At 41.3% G+C, this 17,231-nt stretch carries 22 protein-coding genes; 13 read left to right on the top strand and 9 right to left on the bottom strand.

The features are described from left to right. Window positions 1-3: 3 nt before the first annotated feature. The gene (locus tag HWQ39_RS20795; RefSeq protein ID WP_292849128.1) at window positions 4-315 is read right to left on the bottom strand and encodes a hypothetical protein; all 312 of its coding nucleotides are present in this window, start codon (window positions 313-315) and stop codon (window positions 4-6) included. A 364-nt stretch (window positions 316-679) separates the two neighbouring features. Between HWQ39_RS20795 and HWQ39_RS20800 the strand changes: the two genes are divergently transcribed. Next, on the top strand, window positions 680-997 hold the full coding sequence (locus HWQ39_RS20800) for a hypothetical protein (protein WP_292849130.1): 318 nt from the start codon (window positions 680-682) through the stop codon (window positions 995-997). Next, complete coding sequence (locus tag HWQ39_RS20805) at window positions 994-1,362, top strand: aspartyl protease (RefSeq protein WP_292849132.1); 369 nt, start codon at window positions 994-996, stop codon at window positions 1,360-1,362. The genes HWQ39_RS20800 and HWQ39_RS20805 overlap by 4 nt, the downstream gene beginning before the upstream one ends. Before the next feature lie 81 nt (window positions 1,363-1,443). Here HWQ39_RS20805 and pdxA read toward each other — a convergent pair whose 3' ends face one another. Further along, a complete protein-coding gene (pdxA, locus tag HWQ39_RS20810; protein WP_292849134.1) occupies window positions 1,444-2,538 on the bottom strand; it encodes a 4-hydroxythreonine-4-phosphate dehydrogenase PdxA in 1,095 nt (364 codons plus the stop codon). 205 nt (window positions 2,539-2,743) lie between these two features. On the opposite strand from pdxA, the gene HWQ39_RS20815 reads away from it, so the two are divergent. From HWQ39_RS20815 to HWQ39_RS20840, 6 genes are all read left to right on the top strand, one after another. Beyond that, window positions 2,744-2,848: a PetM family cytochrome b6-f complex subunit 7 gene (locus tag HWQ39_RS20815; protein WP_292849136.1), complete on the top strand. Its 105-nt coding sequence runs from the start codon at window positions 2,744-2,746 to the stop codon at window positions 2,846-2,848. 227 nt (window positions 2,849-3,075) lie between these two features. Then, complete coding sequence (locus HWQ39_RS20820; RefSeq protein ID WP_292849138.1) at window positions 3,076-4,074, top strand: SDR family oxidoreductase; 999 nt, start codon at window positions 3,076-3,078, stop codon at window positions 4,072-4,074. Window positions 4,075-4,204: 130 nt separating this feature from the next. Beyond that, entirely contained in the window at window positions 4,205-5,122 is a 918-nt protein-coding gene (locus HWQ39_RS20825; RefSeq protein WP_292849140.1) for an NAD(+) kinase, read from the top strand. A 313-nt stretch (window positions 5,123-5,435) separates the two neighbouring features. Beyond that, a complete protein-coding gene (nblR, locus tag HWQ39_RS20830; RefSeq protein WP_292849142.1) occupies window positions 5,436-6,122 on the top strand; it encodes a response regulator transcription factor NblR in 687 nt (228 codons plus the stop codon). Window positions 6,123-6,227: 105 nt separating this feature from the next. Further along, entirely contained in the window at window positions 6,228-6,734 is a 507-nt protein-coding gene (locus tag HWQ39_RS20835; RefSeq protein ID WP_292849144.1) for a DUF192 domain-containing protein, read from the top strand. A 482-nt stretch (window positions 6,735-7,216) separates the two neighbouring features. Then, complete coding sequence (locus HWQ39_RS20840; protein ID WP_179065710.1) at window positions 7,217-7,444, top strand: DUF2949 domain-containing protein; 228 nt, start codon at window positions 7,217-7,219, stop codon at window positions 7,442-7,444. A 431-nt stretch (window positions 7,445-7,875) separates the two neighbouring features. Here HWQ39_RS20840 and HWQ39_RS20845 read toward each other — a convergent pair whose 3' ends face one another. After that, on the bottom strand, window positions 7,876-9,027 hold the full coding sequence (locus tag HWQ39_RS20845) for an alanine--glyoxylate aminotransferase family protein (protein ID WP_292849147.1): 1,152 nt from the start codon (window positions 9,025-9,027) through the stop codon (window positions 7,876-7,878). A gap of 763 nt (window positions 9,028-9,790) precedes the next feature. Here HWQ39_RS20845 and HWQ39_RS20850 point away from each other — a divergent pair. Together HWQ39_RS20850 and HWQ39_RS20855 are read left to right on the top strand one after the other, a co-directional pair. Next, the gene (locus tag HWQ39_RS20850; protein ID WP_292849149.1) at window positions 9,791-10,039 is read left to right on the top strand and encodes a hypothetical protein; all 249 of its coding nucleotides are present in this window, start codon (window positions 9,791-9,793) and stop codon (window positions 10,037-10,039) included. Between the two features lie 811 nt (window positions 10,040-10,850). Continuing rightward, window positions 10,851-11,408: a hypothetical protein gene (locus HWQ39_RS20855; protein ID WP_292849151.1), complete on the top strand. Its 558-nt coding sequence runs from the start codon at window positions 10,851-10,853 to the stop codon at window positions 11,406-11,408. On the opposite strand, the gene HWQ39_RS20860 is transcribed toward HWQ39_RS20855, so the two are convergent. Together HWQ39_RS20860 and HWQ39_RS20865 are read right to left on the bottom strand one after the other, a co-directional pair. After that, window positions 11,405-11,938, bottom strand: a complete 534-nt coding sequence (locus HWQ39_RS20860; protein WP_292849153.1) for a hypothetical protein — start codon at window positions 11,936-11,938, stop codon at window positions 11,405-11,407. The two genes, HWQ39_RS20855 and HWQ39_RS20860, sit on opposite strands and share 4 nt — an antisense overlap. Before the next feature lie 480 nt (window positions 11,939-12,418). Then, window positions 12,419-13,030, bottom strand: coding sequence for a VTT domain-containing protein (locus tag HWQ39_RS20865; RefSeq protein WP_292849155.1), 612 nt, complete (start codon window positions 13,028-13,030; stop codon window positions 12,419-12,421). 149 nt (window positions 13,031-13,179) lie between these two features. Between HWQ39_RS20865 and HWQ39_RS20870 the strand changes: the two genes are divergently transcribed. Both HWQ39_RS20870 and HWQ39_RS20875 read left to right on the top strand, forming a co-directional pair. Then, complete coding sequence (locus HWQ39_RS20870; RefSeq protein ID WP_292849157.1) at window positions 13,180-13,962, top strand: ABC transporter permease; 783 nt, start codon at window positions 13,180-13,182, stop codon at window positions 13,960-13,962. Window positions 13,963-14,044: 82 nt separating this feature from the next. Continuing rightward, entirely contained in the window at window positions 14,045-14,773 is a 729-nt protein-coding gene (locus HWQ39_RS20875; protein WP_292849159.1) for a hypothetical protein, read from the top strand. Here the strand turns inward: HWQ39_RS20875 and urtE are convergent. From urtE to HWQ39_RS20895, 4 genes are all read right to left on the bottom strand, one after another. Further along, a complete protein-coding gene (gene urtE, locus HWQ39_RS20880; RefSeq protein WP_292849161.1) occupies window positions 14,736-15,434 on the bottom strand; it encodes an urea ABC transporter ATP-binding subunit UrtE in 699 nt (232 codons plus the stop codon). The two genes, HWQ39_RS20875 and urtE, sit on opposite strands and share 38 nt — an antisense overlap. A 116-nt stretch (window positions 15,435-15,550) precedes the next feature. Continuing rightward, window positions 15,551-15,967, bottom strand: a complete 417-nt coding sequence (locus HWQ39_RS20885) for a PIN domain-containing protein (RefSeq protein ID WP_292849163.1) — start codon at window positions 15,965-15,967, stop codon at window positions 15,551-15,553. Further along, window positions 15,964-16,215, bottom strand: a complete 252-nt coding sequence (locus HWQ39_RS20890; RefSeq protein WP_292849165.1) for a hypothetical protein — start codon at window positions 16,213-16,215, stop codon at window positions 15,964-15,966. Before HWQ39_RS20890 ends, HWQ39_RS20885 begins: the two co-directional genes overlap by 4 nt. 142 nt (window positions 16,216-16,357) lie before the next feature. Beyond that, on the bottom strand, window positions 16,358-16,582 hold the full coding sequence (locus HWQ39_RS20895; RefSeq protein ID WP_292849167.1) for a hypothetical protein: 225 nt from the start codon (window positions 16,580-16,582) through the stop codon (window positions 16,358-16,360). 132 nt (window positions 16,583-16,714) lie between these two features. Between HWQ39_RS20895 and HWQ39_RS20900 the strand changes: the two genes are divergently transcribed. Then, the gene (locus HWQ39_RS20900) at window positions 16,715-17,110 is read left to right on the top strand and encodes a hypothetical protein (protein ID WP_292849169.1); all 396 of its coding nucleotides are present in this window, start codon (window positions 16,715-16,717) and stop codon (window positions 17,108-17,110) included. Window positions 17,111-17,231: the final 121 nt, after the last annotated feature.

The following is a 17,231-nucleotide window of genomic DNA, read 5'->3' on the forward strand; positions in this document are numbered from 1 at the left end:
AGATTAGTCAAGATACTCACTATCAAGCAGGTGCGGTGGTTTCAGCCCCTTAAAGAATGTAGAAGCAGAGTTCAAAAGATAGTGAGTATAAGCTGCATGGCGATGGTGTGGATAAAAAGATGCAAGACGATGATATTCAGAAACAGGAGCAATAAACCAAATCACTTTCCCACTAACATAAGGAGTGACACGGCGAATCTCCACAGATTGATACCAACGAAGAAAGTTAGGCTTAGTTGTGAAAGAGTGAGGGACAAAGATACGTCCAACAGGAACACCGGGAATTTCACAAAGATTAATCAAGAATTCTGGCATATTAAAACCTCATGAGTTGTCAAAAAAAAAGAAACTTCTATGAGCCGAAGAGTGACTCAATGGGAAATACGGTTACAATTAGTTAGTTCACTCCCCCTTCAGCCCGAAGAGTTTAAGAAAAAATATTTAAAGTCTATTCCACTCCACGACTATTGGAGTAAAACTCTTTATTTATCTTTCTGTTCACATCTTTTAGGCGTTAGCCTATAGCCTATTTTTTCTATAACCACAAAAGCACAAAAAAATAAATACCAGTCACCCGAAAAACAGATAACTGGTATTTATAAATTGCCTTTACTTGAAGCTAATAAATAGCTTCGATGATAAAGTTATAAAATCTCAAAGTAGATTGGTAAAAACAACAATGACTAATCCAAAGCCTATTCGCACAGTTCGTCGGGGAAGAATATTCCCTGATATTCAGTGGACAGAAGAAAAAAAAGCTCAATGGAAAGCTGAACAAGAGGCATTTTACCAACGCTCTAAAGTTATTTTTGACCAAGTTCAGCCAGAGTTAATCAAAAGTCACCACAACTGGTATGTAGCTGTTGAACCTGAGAGTGGAGACTATTTCACTGATAAAGACGAATTAGCTGCTATACATAAGTCTCGTCAGCAGCACCCGAACGATCCGGTGTTTATATTTCGGATTAATGAGACAGGAATAGCTGGCACAATATGATTCAAGGCAGCTTTGGTGATGAGGAACAGCTATTCTTTGAAATAGAGTTGATTACTGCTGATGGTTTAGAATTACCTGTCGATGCCATGCTAGATGCAGGATTTTCAGGCTGGCTAGCCATTGACAAGCAGGATTTAGAGGAATTTGATTGGGTGTATTTAGGTGAACGAAATATGCAACTAGCAAAGGGGGAAGCAAAATTTGATATCTACGCTGGAAAAGTGCGAATAGATGGACAAGAGTTTAATATCCCTGTTTATGCAGGTGCTGGAGTTTCGGAACTTTTACTCGGTCGTCAGTGGCTGAAAAATCGACGGTTAGTAGTGGATTTTCCATCGGGAGTCTTAACACTAGGAAACAGTTGAGATTATGAGTAAAATACTCCTTCTAATGGGTCTTAGAGACTTTTAATTAGTACTTCGTGAGAAGTTTATTTATAGACAGAATCATTCATCATTTTTCTTAGCCAACCTTTGACTAACCAACTCAGCGGCTAAATGTATTGCTGCTTTCATACTCGTAGCATCAGCCATTCCCTTACCCGCAATATCAAAAGCTGTTCCGTGATCTGGTGAAGTCCGAACGAAAGGAAGACCAATGGAAGTATTAACCGCTCGATCAAACGCCATTAGCTTTACAGGAATTAAGCCTTGATCGTGGTAAAGTGCCAAATACCCATCAGCAGGATTTTGTACTAAAGAATTTCCATACCAAGCTTGACCAGGTTTAACCCACATCGTATCTGGCGGGATTGGCCCATTTAACTGCAATTGTGGTCGGTTTTGCCGCTCTTGCTCTAACCAGGGAATTAACCAATCCTGTTCTTCATGTCCAAGTTGTCCCTGTTCGCCACTGTGGGGATTTAACCCAGCGATCGCAATTCTCCCTCTATATATACCAAAATCTTTCTCCAAACACTCCACCAGCAAATCCAATTTTTGTGTCAGCAACTGTGGTGTCAACACATCGGCTACTTGACGTAGGGGAATATGTGTGGTAGCAAGTATTGTACGGAGTGTCCAACCAGTATGGGGCGATCGCGCTACGAATAACATTCCAAAACGGTCAACACCTGACTTTTGCGCCAAAAGTTCCGTCTGCCCTGGATAATTATATCCTGCGGCTTTCCAAGCAGATTTAGCGATCGGCCCTGTGACAATAGCATCAAATTTACCAGCGAGTGTTTGAGCGATCGCATATTCCATATAGGCAAAACTGGCCGCACCACTGGCCGCATTACCTATTCCTGGGATAATTCCACCTTGAGTTTTCCCATCCAACTGCACATCGCAGACTGACAAATCATTTGGATTTGCCAAAGGTGCTAAATTCTCATTTAAATTCAGTTTGCGATAAGTCTCTGCCAGCAAATCCCTGTTACCCACCACTGTAACGTCATATTTTTGACTAATTTCCTGATCTGCTAAAGCTTTTAAAATCACCTCCGACCCAATCCCCGCCGGATCTCCCAGCGTCAGCACCAAACGCGGACGATTTTCTTTGACAGAGTTTATTAAATTATCTTGATTATTTTGATACATAAATTTTCTTCATAATTATTATCATAAAATTTTCCCAATTTCCGCATCTCCCCACCTTCCAACAGTAGGGATTGCCCCCCAAGCTAGTAGGGATTACTTGCTAAACTAGTTTAAAATTGTTTACACAGGTCTAATCCTAGCAACTGTTGAAAAGCTTCTGGTAGACCTAGTTTACACACCACTTTGCATAAGGAGAATCACACCAATGGGCGGCGAACTTTTGAATGCAGCTCTATTGTCTTTCAGTTTAATCTTCGTAGGCTGGGCATTAGGCGCATTGTTACTAAAAATTCAGGGCGGAGAAGAATAATTAGTGCTGAGTGCTGAGTTAGGAGTTAGGAGTTAGGAGTTATTTTATTCTCCCCACTCCCTTTTTCATCGAAATGAGAAAAAAGCTTGTCCGTTAACCGGACAGCTGTATTTCTCATGATTCTATCCAAATCAATTGATTTTCTGAGAAAAGATGTAAAGTTTTGTTTGCATAGGTTATTCTGATAACATTCTTTTCATAAAACATTAAAATTTATTACAACCCTCATGACATTATTAATCGTCGGTGCCACTGGCACCTTAGGAAGACAAGTGGCTCGTCGTGCTATCGATGAGGGATATAAAGTGCGCTGCCTTGTCCGCAGCAGTAAAAAAGCAGCTTTTCTCAAAGAGTGGGGTGCAGAACTCGTACCCGGAAATTTGCGTTACCCGGAAAGCCTAGCGGAAGCTTTAGTTGGCGTAACCCAAGTTATTGATGCGTCAACATCTCGTCCTACAGATTCACTGAGTATCAAACAAGTGGACTGGGAAGGCAAAGTAGCATTGATTCAAGCTGCAAAAGCTGCGGGTGTAGAGCGTTTTGTCTTCTTCTCAATTTTAGATGCTGATAAATACCCAGAAGTACCGCTTATGGAAATTAAGCGATGTACAGAAGCCTTCCTAGCTGAGTCAGGCTTAAATTACACTATCTTGCGGCTAGCTGGGTTTATGCAAGGGTTAATCGGTCAGTACGGGATTCCCATTTTGGAAGGACAGCCAGTTTGGGTAACAGGTAATTCTTCACCCATCGCCTATATGGACACTCAGGATATTGCTAAGTTTGCAATCCGAGCATTGAGTGTACCAGAAACGGAAAACCAAACTTTTCCTGTAGTCGGGACTCGTGCATGGAGTGCAGAAGAAATCATCAACCTGTGCGAACGCTTATCTGGAAAAGATGCCAGAGTAACGCGGATGCCAATAAACTTGCTGCGTGCTGTGCGGGGCATAATGCGATTCTTCCAGTGGGGATGGAACGTAGCAGACAGGCTAGCATTTACAGAAGTATTGGCTAGTGGTAAACAGTTAAATGCTGCAATGGATGAAGTTTACACAGTGTTTGGTTTAGATCAGCAACAAACCACAACTCTAGAAAGCTATCTACAAGAGTACTTCAGCCGAATCATCAAGAAGCTCAAAGAGGTAGACTACCAAAAAAATAAAAATAAAAAGCAGAAACCTAAAAAAACTCCTTTTAAACAGTCTTCAAAAGCCAATAGTCAATAATCGTTATGAAACAGACATTTAGTCGTAAAATTCTAGCTTCCAGATATTTGACCTAGATTAATGACTACATGACCAAAAATGTGTAAGGATTACATAATACAAAGCATCGCCTAAATTTGGATATTTGAGTGTGCCGAAAGCAGGCATTATCTACAATGACGTTAAACCGATAGCGGGCCGTGTCGCTATCGAGTTGAAAGACAAGCTAACCGCAGCCGGTTGGAATGTATGTATCACATCGAGTATCGGTGGGATATTGGGCTACCCTAACCCGGAAAGTCCTGTATGCCACACTCCTATTGACGGTCTAACGCCCCCTGGTTTTGACTCAGATATGAAGTTTGCAGTGGTATTAGGGGGAGACGGCACTGTTTTAGCAGCGTCTCGTCAGGTAGCCCCCTGCGGTATTCCACTACTAACAGTGAATACCGGCCACATGGGATTTTTGACCGAAACTTTTCTGAATCAATTGCCCCAAGCACTAGAACAGGCGATCGCAGGCGAGTATGAAATTGAAGAACGAGCCATGCTCAACGTCAAAGTGTTTCGGGGAGATTCAGTACTATGGGAAGCCCTCTGCTTGAATGAAATGGTGCTACATCGGGAACCTTTGACCTCTATGTGCCATTTTGAAATTGCCATAGGACGGCATGCGCCAGTAGATATTGCTGCGGATGGTGTGATTGTTTCTACACCTACTGGTTCTACAGCTTATTCATTGAGTGCTGGTGGCCCAGTGGTGACTCCTGGCGTACCTGTTTTACAGCTAGTACCCATTTGTCCCCATTCCTTAGCTTCTAGAGCATTGGTATTTCCAGATAGTGAATCGGTCAATATCTACCCAGTCAATATCCCTCGGCTAGTGATGGTGGTAGATGGCAATGGTGGGTGTTACATCCTACCAGAAGATCGGGTATATATGGAGCGATCGCAATATAGTGCCCGATTTATTCGCCTGCAACCGCCTGAGTTTTTCCGAATTTTGCGAGAAAAATTAGGTTGGGGTTTGCCACATATCGCCAAACCAACTTCGGTAGAGTTGCCGTAGGGATTGGGTGGGGATTGGGGACTGGGGACTGGGGACTGAGGGGTTGGGGCTGGGAAACAGGCTACAGGGTAAAGATTATTCTCTGTCACCTATCTATCTCTCCCTTAATTTCAATACCCAATACCCAATCCCCTAGTTATTAAGATTGCATCCAATAATTCGATGGCTGATACCTGAACGTGCTAAAAGATTCTTAGCTGCGTTTCAAATCAGATTGTTCCATCACGAAAAACTCGTATTTGCACTTTATAACTGATGTAAAGATTTTCACTGGAATATCTTTACAATCCCAAATCCAATATCCCAAATTGTTATGACAGTTGCTCAAAGTCCCTCTGTTTTGGTGATTGAAACCGATGAGAGCCTTGCAAATCAGCTTGCTTGCGATTTGCAAGAAGCCGGCTATGAATCAATTGTGGCTCATGATGCAGCTAGTGGTTTACAACACTGTCGCGATCGCCTGCCTGCTTTAATTGTTTTAGACCGAATGCTAGCAGGAGAATCAGGACTCTCATTGTGCAAAAATCTCAGGAACACTGGTATGCGATCGCCTGTGTTGATTTTAATGGCAAGGGATACAGTTGACGATCGGGTAGCTTGTCTAGAAGCTGGAGCGGATGATTACATTCTCAAGCCTTATCGCTCAGAAGACTTTTTGAAGTTGATTCGCCTTTACTTAAAACCCGATGTGGATACCACCGAGCAATTACGCTTTGGGGATTTAATTTTAGACATAGCAACTCGTCGCGCCATACACAACGGACGACCAATTGACTTGACAATGAAGGAATTTGAACTATTAAAATTCTTAATGGAACATCCCCGTGAAGTATTAACCCGCGAACAAATTTTAGAGAATGTTTGGGGTTACGACTTTCTGGGTGAGTCAAATGTAATTGAAGTGTACATCCGTTACTTGCGGTTAAAAATCGAAGATGAAGGTCAAAAGCGCCTTATTCAAACAGTGCGCGGCGTCGGGTACGTTTTAAGAGAATCCTAGTATACTGTAGCGGAAGTCTAACTACCTCGTTGCCTCCCAGCGAAGGGGTTTTTCTGCCTACAACACTGTAAAATTGAAGTCTAAATTACAAAATCGAAAAACTATATGACTCGTCGGCTAAGTTTGCTCTCGATGTTGCTGAGTATTTTTCTGATGGGCTGTTCCGCACCAACAACAGCTAAACCTCCCAGCCCCGCCCCTACTTCTCAAACTCCAGCACCAGCGAGTTTAGGTCAAACACTACCAATTTCTGCCAAAGCCATTGTTCCTAATGGCACAACAATTAAATTAGAGGTAGCACAGACACCAGAACAGCAAGAAATGGGTTTGATGTATCGACCAGCTTTGCCAGATGACCGGGGAATGCTATTTCCCTTCCCTTCAGCACAACCAGTTAGCTTCTGGATGAAGAATACACCTATGCCATTGGATATAGTATTTCTACATAAGGGTGTAGTTAAATATATTCAGGCTGCTACACCTCCTTGTGCAAGCGATCCTTGTCCTAGCTACGGCCCCAGGACACCAGTCGATAAGGTGATTGAACTTCGCTCTGGAAGAGCTGCCGAATTGAAGTTGAAAGTAGGTGATATTATCAAAATTGAGTTTTGAGCCTCCGGTACTTTGCGGGTATAAAAATTTGGGTAATTACCCGGTTAAGAACCTATACGGTCTAAATATATGTTTTTTCTGTAAAAAATGTCACTTGATGTGGTAAAACAGTCATTTGTAACGCTACTATTTAAAAACTCTGGTAATAATGTAAAATTCTACTGTCTCCAACCTAAAATCGTAGTCCTAAGGTTGGGTTGCAAAAATATTCCCTTGGGCGCAAGTGCGAATAGTCGCCAATAAGAGAGTATAAGGCTATGGAATCTTTGTTACTACCTGTGTAATTAAATAAAGCGCAAAAGTAAACAAGATGAAGCCAATTCAATTAAGTAAAAATACTGCTTGAGAATTTCTTAAACCCTCTATGAAAAGCCTATCTTAAAGGCAGATCAAAAAGAGCTGTGCTGGGGTGTATGGCCGATGACGGCACAGTGACAGCTGAAATACTGGCTACTGTCTACCGAGCAATGGTGAACTGATATATGACAATACATTCTGCACAAGGAGGTGAGATACAAATGTCACCATCAAAATATTCTCGACTGATTCATTTTTTGCAAGAAGATTTGGCAATTTCCACAGCATCACTAGCAGTGGCGCTTCGGCATCGGGAGCAAGACCCAGGCCCTTTGGCAATGATTCTTTGGCAGTATGGGTTGATTACTTTAGACCAATTAGAACAAATTTATGATTGGCTGGAGACAGCATAATTCATATCCAATTTTGGATTTTGGATTTTGGATTAAAAGTTTCTACCAAATACCTGTTAACGGAATCTCAAAGAATACTATTTATAACAATTTGGTGTGATACTAAGTTGCCAAAGTTAGTCTTTTTTGGTGTCGAAGACACTGCGCGACTTTCTTCAGAACAAGTAATACTATCTAGGGCAACTTGGTGTCATTTAGGATGATTGAGGTGTATCGCATCAACTCTACCTTATGCAAAGGTTGATACAGTATGGAATAGGGAACGGGAAACAGGGTTGACCCAACATTTTCATAGTTTTGTTGAGTTGCGCTTTGCTTCACCCAACCTATAATTTTTCTGAACCCAAGTGTATTGGTTTATGTACAAATTAAAAGAGCGAGTTAAATTATTAACTCGCTCTTTTGAATGGTTCTTTGCAAATGACCAATGACTATTTTGTAAACACTCTAAGTGCTGCTGCTACACCAGAACCAGGGGTAAAGTCTTCATAGCCAAGTTCTGAGAGGGTAACTTCTAAGGATGCTATACAGCTAAGGATATCGCGATCGCTCACAAAACCCAAGTGACCAATACGGAAAATTTTATTACTCAAGTGGTCTTGACCACCAGCTAAGGCAATATCAAAGCGTTTTTTGATAAATGACCGAATCTTATCTGGTTCAATTCCTTGTGGTGCTACAGCTGTAATCGCCGGACTAGCATAACTATCTGCTGCAAACAAGGGTAAATTTAATCCTTGAATGGCGGCGCGGGTAGCATTTTTCAGCCGTTCATGACGAGCAAATATTGATTCCAAGCCTTCCTCTTTCATGATTCGCAGCGTGGTGTGTAACGCTACAATCAAGTTTACTGGGGGAGTAAACGGGGTTGTATTTTTGGCTGTGGCTTTGCGATATTTGCCTAAGTCCAAATAATATTTCGGTAGCTTTGCAGTTTTGTAAGCTTCCCAAGCTTTGGGACTGACTGAAACAAAACCCAACCCTGGCGGAATCATATAACCTTTTTGGGAACCGGAGGCGACAATATCCAAACCCCAGCCATCCACGGGTAAATTGAACGCACCTAAGCTAGTGACGGCATCAACGATAATTAAAGCTTCACCGTGTCCTTTGACGTGGCGGTTGATGGTTTCTAGGTCATTTAACACACCCGTTGAGGTTTCGCTGTGGGTAATGATTACAGCTTTGATTTGCTTTTGGGTATCTGCTTGGAGTTTTTCGGCGAATACTGCGGGGTCTAAGGGTTTTCCCCATTCCACCTTAACTTCTTCTACATTCAAACCATAGGCTTGACCAACTTCTACCCAGCGTTCACCAAATTTACCATTAGAACCAACTAAAATGCGATCGCCTGGAGAGAGAAAATTAATTATTGCCGCTTCTACAGCACCCGTACCACTGACATTCAGCGTCAACACATCATTTTGAGTTTGGTGCAGCCATTTCAGGTTTTCTGTCACCTCTGCCAATATGTTGCTAAATTCACTGGTACGGTGTCCAATTGGATGCTTGGCTAATGCCAGTAAGGCAGCTTCGGGCACCGGGGTAGGGCCTGGAATCATCAGCATCAGCTTATCGTTCATGTGTCTATCCTAAAAGTCAAATAAAAGTCAAAATTGTGGGAAGTTGGTTAAGTCTGATCGCAAATCTTAGATATTCATCTACAAATTACACTCAGTTTCTCACCAGTCTTGTTGTATATTTTCCAAATTCATAGGAAAAGTATCGTGGGAGTTAACAATTGGTAAGCTTGACGTTCGCAATTTATACCAGACTCTAACTCCGATAAAACTTCTGTTCCAGGCAATTTTACCACACACGTAGACGCCAGGTTAAAGTGTCTGCTCGTAGGGGCACTGCATTGCTTATTGGTGTCAACTTAACGTGAAAGCAAGTCTAGAACTAGCTTTGAGATTGCCTCGTTCCCAGTCTCCGACTGGGAATGCTCGTCTTTGAGGCTCCGCCTTTCTTACTGGCGGCAGAGCCGCTTTTGAGTTGCATTTCCAGCCGGAGGCTGGAAACGAGGTTTTAAAGGAGTTTCAGCTTAAGTTGACACTAATGTGCATTGCTTATTGATGTCAACTTAAGACCTGGCGAATTCTATGAGACTGTTGGTCAATTCATGGTGTATTTGACCCCTTATTCCTAAAACATTGGTTTGGCGTTGCTTTCCCGCCCTGAAATAAATTTCGGGCTAATAGCTCAAGTCCGTTTCAACGGACTGAAATCAGAGTAATCAGGAATGATGCGTTAGACCCCTTATTAATTCGCCAACAGTCTCATAGAATTCGTGGCTATACAGGCATTGTCCACCTCCGCAGATTAAAGTAAAATTAAGGGTTTGAAATGAAACCCACGGAGGTGGGTTTTGTTTGTATAGATGCGGTTTATAACCGCCCGTTTCACGTTAAGTTGACACAAATGTGCATTGCTCACGCCCCTACTCTATGTTGCATCCAAAAGAGAACTGCTATAGAAACACGCAAAATCGTTTTGAATATCGCGGAAATCGTCGGTGAAAAAGCGATGTTTTGCTTCCACGAAGGAAGTAACCGCCTACACTATGCGGAATACTTGGATGTTACCGTTTGCTAAGAGATGGAAGATACCCAACTCTAACTTTTCAATCTACTTGGGTCTGAGATTTTTTCTTTGGTTGCCATTCTCTAAAGAATACCTCCATATATAAAAGGAGGTAATGATTTATCTCAGTCAAAATGGCTTCGATGCTAATATCCAAGACTTGTTTGGCTGACTCGATGGCGATTCATTTGCCGCCGAACCTGAGATATTTATGCTACCAATTGCTGCACATTTTAATACAGCACTGAGTGGTAGGCGATGCCTGCGATTGGGCTACATCTACGCGAATAAACTATAAGTTTTTATACTATACTTACAAAATTGCTACAATTATGCTTGGTCTTTTTAGTTACTATTCATGGTGAGTCGTTTTTAACTAGTGTTCAGTTTATAAACTGTCACTCACTAGATCCCCGGTATTCTTGCAAAAGAGATATTCTTAGTTAGTGCAAGGAGTGATACCATTTCACCAGATGTTTGTCACAAGTTATCCCCGTAATACTCTCTCCTCAGGGAGTGTTGCAGATTTCAAATGTTGCATCAAACAAGTGAGTTGGTATAAGCTTTTACGAGAAAGCGCTTGAGTGAGCAAAACCTCAAGCGCTTTTTCGTGTATAAATAAAACAATCTAACTCTCTGGACGCTGATACAGCCATTTTTAAATACACATATACCAGGGAAGGAAACTACTAGTATAATATTTACTGCAATACATACTTCATAGTTTGAGTATCAGTGCGATCGCTTCATCTGTTAGATACGTAATTTGATACTCAAAATGGGTATTAGAAATAAGTACTTCAGATGAAATAGGTTTTCAAAAATGATTTTTAGCATTAGAAATACTAGTGCGGTGTGTGCCGTATTTTTATTAGTCAGCGTTAGTAGTTTACACGAGTCAGCCATAGCTACTATCGACAAGCAGTCCCAACTGATAGCACAGCAGAGTAAAACCCAGCCACACCCGGTTTTTAAATCTATTCTGCCTAAATTAAAGCAAAAGACTCAAATTAAGATTTTATTACCGAAGTTTATTCCTGAGTCGGATGGGGAAAATCGAATTTACGCAATTATAGAAGCTGCTACAAAAAATAAGTATGATATTTTACTGGGGTACAGTCCCGACTGTAATGGTGCTTCTGCCTGTCGTTTGGGTGTGCTTTCTGCTGAAGCCGTAACTCGCAAAACACCTCGCCTGACTGGTAAACCTGTATCTCTAGCTAAGGGCGTCACTGGCTATTTTGTAGATTTTACTTGTGGTGCTGGTTGCTCAGATGCTACCTTGACTTGGAGACAACAGAGTGTGCAATATGTTGTTGGGTTGAAAGCAGGCGATCGCACTTCTCTAATAAAAATGGCTAATTCTGCGATTAATCCCTAGCTAATATCAGAGTTAGATTGTACTTCCCAGCGAAACAGCCGTGGCAATTGAGATACATCGATGATGTAGTTAACAATCCACAGCACCAATTCAAAAATCAATAAATATCGTACCCACAGCAACTCGCTTTGAGAATCCAAAATTGTCAAACCCTCATACAATTGCCAGAAGCGGTAAGGGAGATATATATAAGGAACCATCACCCACACGACATTTTGCAACTGCCTAAGAGTCACTCTTTCTGAGATAATTTGCAACCCTAATACGATAAAATACCAACCAAGCACAGTTAACACAGTGCGATCGCCCCACCATACACCCCACACTAGCATAAACACTAATGGCAGTAATCCTCCTAGCAGTTGGACTGAGCCAAACCATATTTTATACCAATCGGGAAATGGTAAAGGTAGAGTATAAGGCTTTGTGTCTTTCCACCCCCAATTGATAACCACAATCAAAAGTGTGGCAATTAAGAAAAAGAGGAAATTTTCTAGGAACAGATAGAGATTGATGTTTGAGAAAATCATGAGAGTACTATTAGCTTCTGGGGTTTGCGTGTCATTCTGCCTAAGAGGATGTTTTAAAAGTCATCTGCTCGGTAGCAAAACGTTTTAGATCCCCCTTAAAAAGGGGAACTTTTAGAGACTTTGCCCCCCTTTTTAAGCTGCGGTGTACACACAAGTCTCATTACCCCCCTTAATCCCCCCCTTTCTAAGGGGGGAAACAAGAGGATCTTGTTCCCTCCCCTTTACAAGGGGAGGGCTAGGGTGGGGTAATTCGAGGACTAGTAGTGATTCAATAACTTGTGTGTACACCGGAGCTTTTTAAGGGGGGTTGGGGGGATCTAAAAGTGCCTAAAATTACAGCCACCCACTTTTAAAACATCCTCTAAGTAGTATTTTTGCAGATTAAAGACTTTGCCCTATACCCTACGCCATATTCTCTTATGCGGCAATCTGCTTAAAATCAGATAATTAATTTACCTTTCTAGAAATACAAAGAAGACTTTAACCTTTATTTGCTCGACTTTCTTGAATTACATGGATAATCGATGGTAATAAAGAAATAACTATAATTAATCCAATAATTGGTAACAAATACTTATCTACCTGTTCAGGTGGCAGAGATTTTCCTAAGAAAAACCCTAAAAAGGTGATGCCGAATGTCCACAAAAATCCGCCGATTAAGTTGTAAGACATAAATGTTCGGTAATGCATCGAACCCAGTCCAGCCACAATCGGCGCAAAGGTGCGAATAATCGGTGTAAACCTCGCCAAGACTAGCGTTTTCTTGCCATGCTTCTCATAAAAATCTTGGGTTTTTACCAAGTGTTTTTTATGAAAAAACCATGAATCTTCTTTCTGAAATAATTTTCTGCCAAATCTGTGTCCTGTAGCGTAGCCAACATTATCACCAAGGACTGCACAAACAAAAGCACCAAAAATCAGAACCCAAATGTTAAACCCTGATGTGGGAACAGATGCGAGAAATCCAGCCGTAAATAGCAAACTATCTCCTGGCAAGAAAAAACCAATTAGCAAGCCAGATTCCGCAAAGACAATTGCCCATACCCCAAAGTAGCCAATTTTTGTAATTAGGTCTGGTAAATTTAAATGCATAAAATCTTTTACCTTGAAACAATAGACCTAAAATATCTTAACGTTTAGCAATTTTCCTGAATAAAAAGTAATATTAAATTTACATAAACTTATCGTGTGAACTTGGAAAATATCATAATAAATGACATATTTTATGGTAGAGATGCAAGATGCAAAGATATTTGAAAGTATTAAGACTATTTTGGGGTACTGCGATCGCAGCAGAGTTGGAATATCGGATTAATTTTTTCATAGCTGCCCTCAGCAGCTTAGGAAATCTTGTCGGCAGCCTCTTTGGACTATTCTTGTTTTACCGGACTGGCTACACTTTTAGTGGCTGGACATGGGAAGCAGCTTTAGTGGTTTTAGGAATTTTTACCTTACTCCAAGGATTTTCTGCTACTTTTCTGTCGTCGAACTTAAATCGTATTGTCCGCCATGTGCAGGAAGGCACTTTAGACTTTATTTTATTAAAACCTATTCGCAGTCAGTTTTGGCTTTCCACTCATACCCTTTCACCTTGGGGACTGCCGGATATAATTTTTGGTAGTATTATCATTGGCTATGCAGGTAAACGCCTCGGTGTAGGAATAGACGGCTATCTACTTGGTTTGTTGCCGTTATTGTTTAGCTTAGTGATTTTATACAGCCTGTGGTTTATGCTGGGAGCAACAAGTATTTGGTTCGTAAAGATATACAACGCTACCGAAGTACTGCGTGGTTTGTTGGAAGCTGGGCGATATCCTATTGCTGCATATCCCACTACTTACCGCTTTTTCTTCACTTTTGTAATGCCAATAGCTTTTTTAACTACTGTACCAGCCGAAGTGTTGTTGGGCCGGAGTGAAATTAGCTGGTTGATAGGTGCGGCAATATTAGCAATGTTGCTGTTTTTCGCTTCTACTTGGTTTTGGCGGTTTGCGTTGCGGTTTTATACTAGTGCTTCGAGTTAGAGAGATTTGAAAAGTAATCAAATTTCTCCTGGAAGTTTTGGTATACCTGTATGGTTAGATTTCAACCTCGGTGAAATGTTCTATGGTATCTCAAATAGATATACATTTGCCTAATGGAGTTTTACAACGCTTGCAAAATGTGAAAGATTTTGTGGATGGAAGCGTTAACTCTCTAAATAACTCAGCACAACAAGCTGGGGAGTCTTTAAATACAACAACTGATAGAGCAATTGATACAGTTACAACCAGCTTAGAGCAAACTTGGCAAACAGCGGAGCAATTTAAGAGTACAACATCAGGAGCGGTAAAAGGTGCGATCGCATCTTCTACAAATGATTGGTTAATACAACACCCGATATTTTTTAGGTTAGTTCAAATACTAGGTTGGGCGACTAATCACCCAATTATTAGTATAGTAGTTTTGCTGTTTGCGATCGCTCTTAGTTGGAGCATCATCAAAGCAATTGTCCGCTTGATTGAAACAGCTAGCTGGTCAATACTGCAAGTTCCGTTAAAATTGCTTCAGGCTTTGATTAAAGTTAGCTTTTTATCATTAGCTAAATTTGGGAGTTTTACTTTTCAACAAATCACAGGTGCTAAACAAGCTGATAAAATACCAGCTTTGCCACCCGAAAGTTTTCAACCAAATAAACAACAAAGATTGGTAGAAATTTCCCAGCGCTTGGAAGCAATTCAAAAGGAACAGAATGAGCTTTTACAAGAAGCCGCAGACTTGATTACTTCTGACACTGTTGATATAGAAATATCAAACATTAAACAGCTAAGAAGCGTTGAATCACATCTTGGCTGAGTTCATCTGTAGAACCGGAGGCGACAATGCCACCTTTTTGCATGGCGTAATAATAATCAGCCTGACGGACAAAGTGTAAGTGTTGCTCTACCAATAAAACCGAAATGCCTGTGGTTTCGACGATGCGGCGGACTGCGGCTTCAATTTCTAGGATAATTGAGGGTTGAATACCTTCGGTGGGTTCATCCAAGACAAGTAATTGAGGTTCTCCCATTAAAGCACGTGCGATCGCTAATTGTTGCTGCTGTCCACCACTCAAATCACCACCCATCCGCGAAAGCATGGTTTTTAACACCGGGAATAAGCTAAAAACTTCCTCTGGAATTTCTGCTTTTTTTACTGGTTTGCGTCTAGCTTCCAACCCCAGCAGCAGATTTTCTTTGACTGTCAAACGGGGAATAATTTCTCGTCCTTGGGGGACATAACCAATTCCCAACTTTGCCCTTTGGTCTGGGGATTTGGAGTTAATTAATTCTTCAGCTAAGTTAATAGTACCGCTACGGGGTTTGAGTAAACCCATGATAGTTTTCAGTAGGGTTGTTTTACCTACACCATTGCGTCCGATTAGGCAAACCATTTGCCCGGATGGTACGCTTAAATCTACATTGCGGAGAATGTGGCTTTCGCCGTAGTAAACGTTGAGGTTAGAGATTTTTAGCATAATAAAATTCAGTTTGTATTAAAAAAATCTCACACAGAGGAAGACACTTCCGTGCGAAGGTTCCCAACCTTGAGCGATGACAATACGATTTGCCTGACAACCAACTACTCGCTATCTTACGCCCCCAACTGCTGTAACAATTCATGAATTGATAAAACAGGTAAAGATGAACTCAAAAAACCTTGTGTATCGCGTATCAAAATAGCGTCTAAGCTTTGAGCAATAGCACAAGCAATTTGAATGGCATTTTCAAAATCAGCTAAACCAGATCCGAACGCAGGTTCTAAGACGGCTCGATTAACAGGACAAATTACCATAGCAGTCAGCATTTCTGAAACTGCTTGTCGTGCTTGCTCAATGCTGCGGGTATGCCTTCGGGAAATATAAAAAATATCTGTAAGTGTTGTTGCTGTCACATATCCAACGATACGACCAGAATCAATTTTCTGAAACAACAGTTCTGCGTCTTGGAAAAAAGGCTCTCGCTGCAACAGAAAATCTAGGACAATATTGGTGTCAATTAAAACTTTCACTGAAGATACTTGTCTACGCGTCGCTCTTCTAACATAGTAGCCACTTCTTCATCAGTCGGTGCTGCTCGATCTGTTTTTAACAAGCCTCGCATCCGTCTAATTGCGCCAGAGCGCTCAGGCTCAGAAATTGGCGTGTCTTGCAGGGACTCAATGATAGCGCTCACTAGTGCAAGGCGATGTCTACGACGGGCTGCGCCTACGCTGGGTGATAGCTTGAAGACCTGCTCCTTCAATTCTTGTAGCAACATAGACGGCTCCCATAGTCGAAGGTGTCACCATCTAGTATGGACGATCGCGCCCTCTATGACCAGATTTATCGACTACCCTCTAGTTTGTAACGACTACTCTTAAATCTGTAGCGGCTACTCCCAAGTCTGTAGCGACTACCCTCTAGTTTGTAACGACTACTCTTAAATCTGTAGCGACTACTCCCAAGTCTGTAGCGACTACTCTCAAGTCTGTAGCGACTACTCTCAAGTCTGTAGCGACTACTCCCAAGTCTGTAGCGACTACTCTCAAATCTGTAACGACTACTCTCAAATCTGTAACGACTACTCTCAAGTCTGTAGCGACTACTCTCGTGTTTCCTACCTTTTGCCTCTTTCCTTCGTACATGATTAATTATGTACCGAGATATTACTGGTATAAGCTAAAAATTTTACGATCGCAATTTGTGATTTATGCTGAACCGGAATCGAGTTTAATTGAGGCAAGCTAGCTATAGAAGTATCTTAAAAGAGCAAATTTATGTCTCGTCAAAAACGTACATCCCGCGTTTTAGAAAAAGCTGAATTAAGAGCATCTGGGATGAAATCGATTATTCCAAGCATTAAATTTGAAGAAGATTATACTTTAGAAAAACTGATTGAGTCAATCGAACAGTTACGTAACAAACTTGATGTTCATAATACCGCTCTGGCTATTGTTGACTCTTCTTTAACCGAAGTTGAAGGAATGGAAAAAAACTTGAGACAGCTTTCTGAGAAACTGTTAATGGTGGTTGCTATCAAGTACGGCAAAGACAGCGCTGAATATGAAATGGCGGGTGGTGTTCGCAATAGCGATCGCATCCGCAAAATGAGATCGAGCCGCTTAAAAAATCTTGCAGAACAAGCACCAGATAAGAATAGGAAACCTGCATAGAAAACGAGGTAATTTGACATTTTAGATTTTGGATTGAACAATCTAAAATCTCAGAGGTTGTTTGAAAAGTATTTCACGATGAAGTTGTTGATCGGGTATAAAAATGCGTATTGTGAATTGT

The sequence above is a fragment of the Nostoc sp. NMS8 genome (genome assembly GCF_017115045.1).
Lineage (GTDB): Bacteria > Cyanobacteriota > Cyanobacteriia > Cyanobacteriales > Nostocaceae > Nostoc.

Coding starts and splice junctions, on each gene's coding strand:
- HWQ39_RS20805 (WP_292849132.1), top strand. CDS start 994: ATGATTCAAGGCAGCTTTGGTGATGAGGAACAGCTATTCTTTGAAATA.
- HWQ39_RS20895 (WP_292849167.1), bottom strand. CDS start 16,582: ATGTACGAAGGAAAGAGGCAAAAGGTAGGAAACACGAGAGTAGTCGCT.
- HWQ39_RS20815 (WP_292849136.1), top strand. CDS start 2,744: ATGGGCGGCGAACTTTTGAATGCAGCTCTATTGTCTTTCAGTTTAATC.
- HWQ39_RS20865 (WP_292849155.1), bottom strand. CDS start 13,030: ATGCATTTAAATTTACCAGACCTAATTACAAAAATTGGCTACTTTGGG.
- HWQ39_RS20870 (WP_292849157.1), top strand. CDS start 13,180: ATGCAAAGATATTTGAAAGTATTAAGACTATTTTGGGGTACTGCGATC.
- HWQ39_RS20840 (WP_179065710.1), top strand. CDS start 7,217: ATGACAATACATTCTGCACAAGGAGGTGAGATACAAATGTCACCATCA.
- HWQ39_RS20820 (WP_292849138.1), top strand. CDS start 3,076: ATGACATTATTAATCGTCGGTGCCACTGGCACCTTAGGAAGACAAGTG.
- HWQ39_RS20835 (WP_292849144.1), top strand. CDS start 6,228: ATGACTCGTCGGCTAAGTTTGCTCTCGATGTTGCTGAGTATTTTTCTG.
- HWQ39_RS20900 (WP_292849169.1), top strand. CDS start 16,715: ATGTCTCGTCAAAAACGTACATCCCGCGTTTTAGAAAAAGCTGAATTA.
- HWQ39_RS20890 (WP_292849165.1), bottom strand. CDS start 16,215: ATGTTGCTACAAGAATTGAAGGAGCAGGTCTTCAAGCTATCACCCAGC.
- urtE (WP_292849161.1), bottom strand. CDS start 15,434: ATGCTAAAAATCTCTAACCTCAACGTTTACTACGGCGAAAGCCACATT.
- pdxA (WP_292849134.1), bottom strand. CDS start 2,538: ATGTATCAAAATAATCAAGATAATTTAATAAACTCTGTCAAAGAAAAT.
- HWQ39_RS20855 (WP_292849151.1), top strand. CDS start 10,851: ATGATTTTTAGCATTAGAAATACTAGTGCGGTGTGTGCCGTATTTTTA.
- nblR (WP_292849142.1), top strand. CDS start 5,436: ATGACAGTTGCTCAAAGTCCCTCTGTTTTGGTGATTGAAACCGATGAG.
- HWQ39_RS20800 (WP_292849130.1), top strand. CDS start 680: ATGACTAATCCAAAGCCTATTCGCACAGTTCGTCGGGGAAGAATATTC.
- HWQ39_RS20860 (WP_292849153.1), bottom strand. CDS start 11,938: ATGATTTTCTCAAACATCAATCTCTATCTGTTCCTAGAAAATTTCCTC.
- HWQ39_RS20875 (WP_292849159.1), top strand. CDS start 14,045: ATGGTATCTCAAATAGATATACATTTGCCTAATGGAGTTTTACAACGC.
- HWQ39_RS20845 (WP_292849147.1), bottom strand. CDS start 9,027: ATGAACGATAAGCTGATGCTGATGATTCCAGGCCCTACCCCGGTGCCC.
- HWQ39_RS20795 (WP_292849128.1), bottom strand. CDS start 315: ATGCCAGAATTCTTGATTAATCTTTGTGAAATTCCCGGTGTTCCTGTT.
- HWQ39_RS20850 (WP_292849149.1), top strand. CDS start 9,791: ATGAAACCCACGGAGGTGGGTTTTGTTTGTATAGATGCGGTTTATAAC.